Raw genomic sequence first — 5,774 nt, 5'->3', positions numbered from 1 at the left:
CAGATCGTGCGCGCCGGTCGCGTCCGTGGGGTGGGCCGGCGGGGGCCGCGCCCCCCCCCCCCCCCCGCGGGGCGGGGGGGGGGGGGCGGGGGGGGGGGGGGGGGCCCCCCCCCCACGTCCGGTCGTCGGCAGTTCAGTGGCCCCGTGGGGTGTGGCTGCCGGCTGGTTCAGCCGTGGTGCTGGTGTCCGCGGCGACCCCAGGACTCGGTGTCGATGACCTTGCCGCGGTTGTCGCGGAGGGTGGCCGTGTCGCGCTCGTCCCAGACCTGGTGGCGGCGGTCCTGGTAGACGTCGTGGCGGGTGTCGCGGCCCTCACCGGTGTGGACCTTGACGCTGGAACGGCCGTCGAGGCGGAAGTCGGTGAAGCGGTAGCGGTTGCCGTCGCGGTCGGCGAGGGTGAAGCCGCGCAGGTTGACGGCGTGGCGGCCGGTGTTCTTCACCTCGATCCACTCGCGGTTCAGGGCACGGTTGGAGCGGTCGTTGCGGCCGGGGCTGTCGTACTGGACGTCGCCGATGACGATCGAGGAGTGGGGGCTGCGGTGGTCGCGCCGGTGGTCGTCGGCGGTGGCAGGCAGAGCCGCCGCGCCGATCAGGGCGCCGGCTGCCAGGAGTGCGGCGAGGGCGCGGCGCGTGGCCAGAGAAGCAGACATGGAGATGACCCCTTCAACAGACAGCCCGGTCCGGCTTCGTGAAAGCCGGGCGGGGCTCCGAACGGTTCCCGGCGTCCTGCCGAGGAGCCACACTCTGGCGCAAAACCGTGTTGAATCGGGTGGAAATCGCCTTGTGTTGCTTAATCCGGATATGGAAGTAACTCTCCCGTGTAGTGGTCACATGTCAAAGTTGCGTTGACGCCCGGACATCGGCACTTGCGGAAACGATTCTGCGGTGCGAGCGGTCACGCCGCGCGGAACTCGGTGAGCAGCAGGGCGATGTCGTCTGCGCGGTAGGGCGAGCCACGGGCATTGTGCAGGAGCCGGTCGGCGAGTTCGTCCAATGAGTCGGCACGGGCGTGGGTCAGCGTGGCACGCAGCCGGTCGATCCCCACATCGATGTCGGCCGTGGGTTCCTCGACCAGGCCGTCGGTGTAGAGGGCGAGGACGGATCCCGGCGGGAGGGCGATCCGGGTCTCGGGATAGACGCTCGTACGCTCCACGCCGAGGATCGGGCCGACGTCCAGGTGCAGGACGTCGGTCGTGCCGTCGGGGTGGCGGAGCAGCGGCGGGGGGTGGCCGGCGGTGACGGCGTGGGCGTGGTCGCCCTCGGGTGCGAGGTGGATGTAGCAGCAGCTGGCCAGCAGTCCGGGGTCGAGGTCGATGAGGGTCCGGTTGGTGCCCGCCATCACATCGCCGGGGGTGTGCCCGACGGCCGCGAAGGCGCGTACCGCACTGCGCAGCTGGGCCATCGTGGCCGCGGCGGCGATGCTGTGGCCCTCCACGTCTCCGATGACGAGACTGACCCCGCTGTCGGTGGGGATGACGTCGTACCAGTCGCCGCCGATCTGCATCCCCCTGGTCCCGGGCAGATAGCGCGTGACGGTACGGATGCCCGGGAGCACGGGGAGCCGGTGCGGCAGGAGCGCCTGCTGCAGGCCGCGCGCGAGGGAGAACTCCGAGTCGTAGAGCCGCGCTCGTTCCAGGGCCTGGGCGATCAGCCCGGCGAGTGCGGTCAGGACGCCGCGGTCCTTCTCGGAGAACTGATGGATCTCGTCGAAGCCGAGGATGCAGGTGCCGACGGGGCGGCTGGAGGCGATCAGCGGCAGATACGCCCAGGAGCTCACCCCGCCCGTGGGGATGCCCGGGTAGCTCAGGGCGAGGGCCTGCTGAGACTCGATGAAGAGGGGAGCGCCGGACGTCAGGGTTTCCGTGCCCGGCAGGTGGGCGTGCAGGGGCACGCCCTCCAGCCAGTGGAGGAAGTCCTCGTGGTGGCCCGTGTGGAAGAGCCCGTGCAGCGTCTCGTCGCGCACCACGTAGATGGCCAGTTGCTGGCCTCCGAAGGCCGGCAGCAGCTGGTCGGAGACGACTTCGCAGACTTCGCGGGCGGTGACCGCCTCGGTCAGCGCGCTGCCCAACTGCAGGACGTGGTACATGACGCCCATGCGCGCCGGGGTGGTGGCGGGTGCGGGTGCGGGTGCGGCCGAGGTGGACGAGGCGGATGGCGGTGAGTCCGGAGGCGGTTGGGCGACGGGCACGACCCGGCCCGTCACCCCGTCCGGGGCCGGGTGGAGCGAGAAGGCGAGCCACCGGTCGCGCGAGGGAGAGGCCAGGAAGGAGCCCGGCGCCTGGGAGATCATCGCCGAACGGTGCCGGTACTCGATGTCGGGATCGGACAGCCACGGCAGCACGTCCCACAGGTACCGGCCCAGCAGTGTGTCGCTGCGTACCTCCAGCAGCTGCAGGGCGCTGTGGTTGGCGTACGTGACCTGTCCGTCGGGGGCGAGGGAGAACAACCCGTCCCTCAGACGCTCGACCGCCGCGACGGCCAGGTGGCCGGCCCGCGCGTCCACGACCGCGCCCACCAGGTAGGTGGGCGTTCGCGCGTCTTCGGCCTCGGGTGCGCGCCCCCACAGCTCGACCGTGCGGTACCTCACGTCGGCGTCCGTGGCGTCCGTGGCGTGCGGTCCGTCCATGCCGTCCCGGACGCGCAGGCGCTGTGCTGCGCGCCGGCCCGCGCCGGTTGCCGCCCGACCGAAAGCACGGAAGGCGGCGAGGTCGCCGGGATGCAGGCAGGACGCGAGCGTTTCGGCTCGTCCGTCGAAGGCGCGAGGGTCAAGACCGAAGATCGCGCACCCTTGGTCGTCCACGGTCACGGTCCCGGAGGCCAGGTCCCAGTCGAACAAGCCGACGCGCACGGCCGATGCCGAGGGAGCCGGAACCTCGACCGGAGCCGTCTCCGGGTCGCATTCCACAGGATCCCCCGTACGCGCCCGCAGGGCGGCGAGGGATTCACCGAGCCGTCCGGCGATGTCCCGCACGCGGCGGCGCTCGGCCTTGGACAGCCCTCCCCTGCCGGGGGATGCCGCCCAGACGATCGCCAGCGTCCCGAAGGCCTCCGCTCCTGCGCCCACCGGTACGGAGAGGGAGCCGAAGGCGTGCGGCAGAGCCATCGCGACCTGGGGGTACCGGCGCATCGTCTCCTCCGCGTCGGCGAGGTGGACCGTGCGCCCGGCGCTGTACGCCAGGGCCACCGGGATGGGGCTGTTCACCGGGATGAGGCGCCAGCCGCCGAGCAGGGAGGGCGGCACGCCGCACGTCGCGGCGAGCACGACCGATCGGCGGTCGCGGGAACGGAGGAAGACACTGCCGGCGTAGGCGCTGGTCCTCTCGACAGCCTCGACGACGGCCGCGGAGAGGAGATCCTCACGCTCTGCGGTCTCGCCGAAACCCATCCGGGGCATGCTTCCAGTGTGCGCGGACACATGCAGCAGGTCAGCCCGGGCCGGGGGGTAACCCAGGGTTACGAGTCGATTGCGTATCGCGCGTACTCCGCCTGAGCGACCGGCGCGGCGAGGGGTACACGATCACTTCGGTGCAACGGCTCCCGAGTCCGGCGACTGCTGGAGTCCGGAGGCGTCGACGGCCTCGAAGTCCGATCCCTTGATGTCCTTGAGCGCGTCGAGCTGGGAGTTGTTCCAGCCGGAGTTCTCTTCGCCGGTGATGTACCAGGCCGAGCCGTTGTCCGCGACGATGGCGCCGTACTTCTTGAGCGCCTCGGCCACGGCCTTGGCCTGCGGGGCCAGCTGCGAGGTGTCCACCGAGCTCTTGAGACGCAGCCGCAGCCCCATGGGAGGCAGCGACGTGTCCGCGGCGGAGCCCGCCTGGTGCCTTGCGGGCCAGACGTAGCTCTGGTCGGAGCGGGGCACGGTGAGGCGGATCGCATGGTCGATCCGCCCGGTTGCCGCCTCGTCGTAGCGCACCAGACCGGGGAGGATGGCGAGGCCCGCGGCATCGGCCGACGTCCACCCGTCGGGCCGCAGCTCGTTGGTCCGCAGATCGAAGACCGCGCCCGAGCCGGCGTGCCAGGCGTTGTCACCTCGCGGCTTCGCGTTCCAGAGCTCGTAGGACTTGCACAGGCCGCGGTCCCAGACGATGACGTGTCGATCTCCGGTGCTCGCCGGACCGTTCTCGATCTTGGCGTTCTGCGGGATCCGGTACCCGGACGTATCGCTTTCCTCGGCGTAGTCCAGGGAGACCTTCGATTCCGGCACTGCCGTGTCCGAGACGGTGATGGGGATGCCGAAGGGCTGTCCGTCTGTCAGGCCCGACCCGAAGTCCGGGTGCAGCGACTCCGCGGAACCGATGGAGGAGACGTACTGGGCTGAGTTCGGGTGCACGGGGAGCGTGTCCACGGGTGCACGCCAGAAGCTGTCCGGCAGCGAGGTCTCGCAGGACGTCTGCGAGCCGGCGGCAACCGGGACGTACGTCGCGGCAGACAGGCCCTCGCCGGAATCCGTGTACCCGGACAAGGCGCATGTGGCGGCGATCGCGGCAACCGCGGCGATTGCGGGGATTCCCTTGCTTGAGCGCAATGCTGCCGTGCGCTTCATGGTCATCGATCCTAGGTGGCCGTGCGCGGGTGCACGACCGAGGAGATCTTCATTTCCGATGGGCCTCTTCCAGCGTAGGCACGTTCCCGCCGCGGCGCTCAGGTTCTGCGCCGTGCTGCCGGGTTGCCGGCTGAGACGCGGTGGTCGGCCGAGAGCTGAGCGGGACCGGCCGCGCCCGGTACGGCAGCAGGGCCCGGACCGCGCGTCGCGGTCCGGGCCCCGCACCGTGCTGCCCTGCGGCGGCGGTGCGTCAGCTCTGGGCGGTGTCGTCGCCCGCCTGCCCGGCTTCCTCGGCTGCGCGTGCCTTCTCGCGCATCTTGCGCACCAGCTCCGCCTTCTGGTCGGCGGCACCCTGGCGGTCGCGGTTGCGGTGCGGACCGTTGTTCTGCCGTTCGGCGCGGGACAGCTTCTTGCGCTGGCCGCCGCCCTGGCCCACGGGGTTGTTGATGTTCTTGCTGTCGGTCACGGGTTCTCCCGGTGGTGATGCGAAGTGATCTACGGATTCATCGGTGGGGGACGGGTGCGGCGACGTCGAAGGACGTCAGCAGGGGCCCGTCACGCGCTCACTCGTAAATCGGCCTGTGGAAGAACATGACAAAGACGGTACCTGGTTCCGTCGGCCCCGCACACCAACCTTTTCGCCGCCCGGCGCCCGCCGGGCCTCCGGCGAGTGCCCGGGACCAGCCGTTTCCCGACCGTCCCGTGCTCACCGGCCACCGGCCACCAGCCATGGCTGGACGGCCTGGGACGCGCAGGCGTCGCGTTTGCCTCACCACGAGGTGACCTGAACAATTTCTGGGCTCGAGGCAACCCTTTGCGTGGCCTGTGACCACAAGGAGGTGGATCCGGCCGGTTCCGCTGTCCAGATCCGCCTTTCTCTCGTGAACAGTTCGCAAGGAGAACGTCTACCCATGAGCAACCCCCCGAACGGCGGGCGCCGCGGGCGTCACCGCCGTCGCTGGAGCGCCACCGCTCTGCTGCTTGGTGTGCCTCTCGGCGCCGCGTCGTACTTCGTGTTCGTACTCGAGGACTCCCAGGCCGCGACGGTCGACGGCGGTGCCTACTACCGGCTGGTCTCGGTACGCAGCGGCAAGGCGCTGGACGTCAACGGCTTCTCCACCGCCGACGGCACCCGTATCCAGCAGTGGACCGACCAGAACACCGCCAACCAGCAGTGGAGGCTGAGGTCCACCGGGGATGGATACTACGAGTTGGTGAACCGCAACAGCGG

The 5,774-nt window shown here is 70.6% G+C and carries 5 protein-coding genes; 1 reads left to right on the top strand and 4 read right to left on the bottom strand.

Annotation, left to right across the window (positions count from 1 at the left end):
- Positions 1 to 167: 167 nt before the first annotated feature.
- From ACFWBN_RS01855 to ACFWBN_RS01840, 4 genes are all read right to left on the bottom strand, one after another.
- Positions 168 to 650 (bottom strand): lamin tail domain-containing protein, encoded by a 483-nt coding sequence (locus ACFWBN_RS01855; protein ID WP_385168963.1) that lies wholly within the window; start codon positions 648 to 650, stop codon positions 168 to 170.
- 245 nt (positions 651 to 895) lie between these two features.
- The gene (locus ACFWBN_RS01850; RefSeq protein WP_385168959.1) at positions 896 to 3,394 is read right to left on the bottom strand and encodes a SpoIIE family protein phosphatase; all 2,499 of its coding nucleotides are present in this window, start codon (positions 3,392 to 3,394) and stop codon (positions 896 to 898) included.
- A gap of 123 nt (positions 3,395 to 3,517) precedes the next feature.
- Positions 3,518 to 4,543: a hypothetical protein gene (locus ACFWBN_RS01845; protein ID WP_385168956.1), complete on the bottom strand. Its 1,026-nt coding sequence runs from the start codon at positions 4,541 to 4,543 to the stop codon at positions 3,518 to 3,520.
- Positions 4,544 to 4,793: 250 nt separating this feature from the next.
- Positions 4,794 to 5,009 carry a DUF6243 family protein gene (locus ACFWBN_RS01840; RefSeq protein WP_385168954.1) on the bottom strand — a complete coding sequence of 72 codons (216 nt, stop codon included), beginning with the start codon at positions 5,007 to 5,009 and terminating at the stop codon, positions 4,794 to 4,796.
- Positions 5,010 to 5,454: 445 nt separating this feature from the next.
- Between ACFWBN_RS01840 and ACFWBN_RS01835 the strand changes: the two genes are divergently transcribed.
- Positions 5,455 to 5,774: RICIN domain-containing protein (locus tag ACFWBN_RS01835; RefSeq protein WP_385168950.1), on the top strand; the 320-nt coding region annotated here is incomplete at its 3' end.

The organism is Streptomyces sp. NPDC059989, assembly GCF_042736975.1.
Classification (GTDB): domain Bacteria; phylum Actinomycetota; class Actinomycetes; order Streptomycetales; family Streptomycetaceae; genus Streptomyces.
This window is presented reverse-complemented; position numbering and strand designations above follow the sequence as displayed.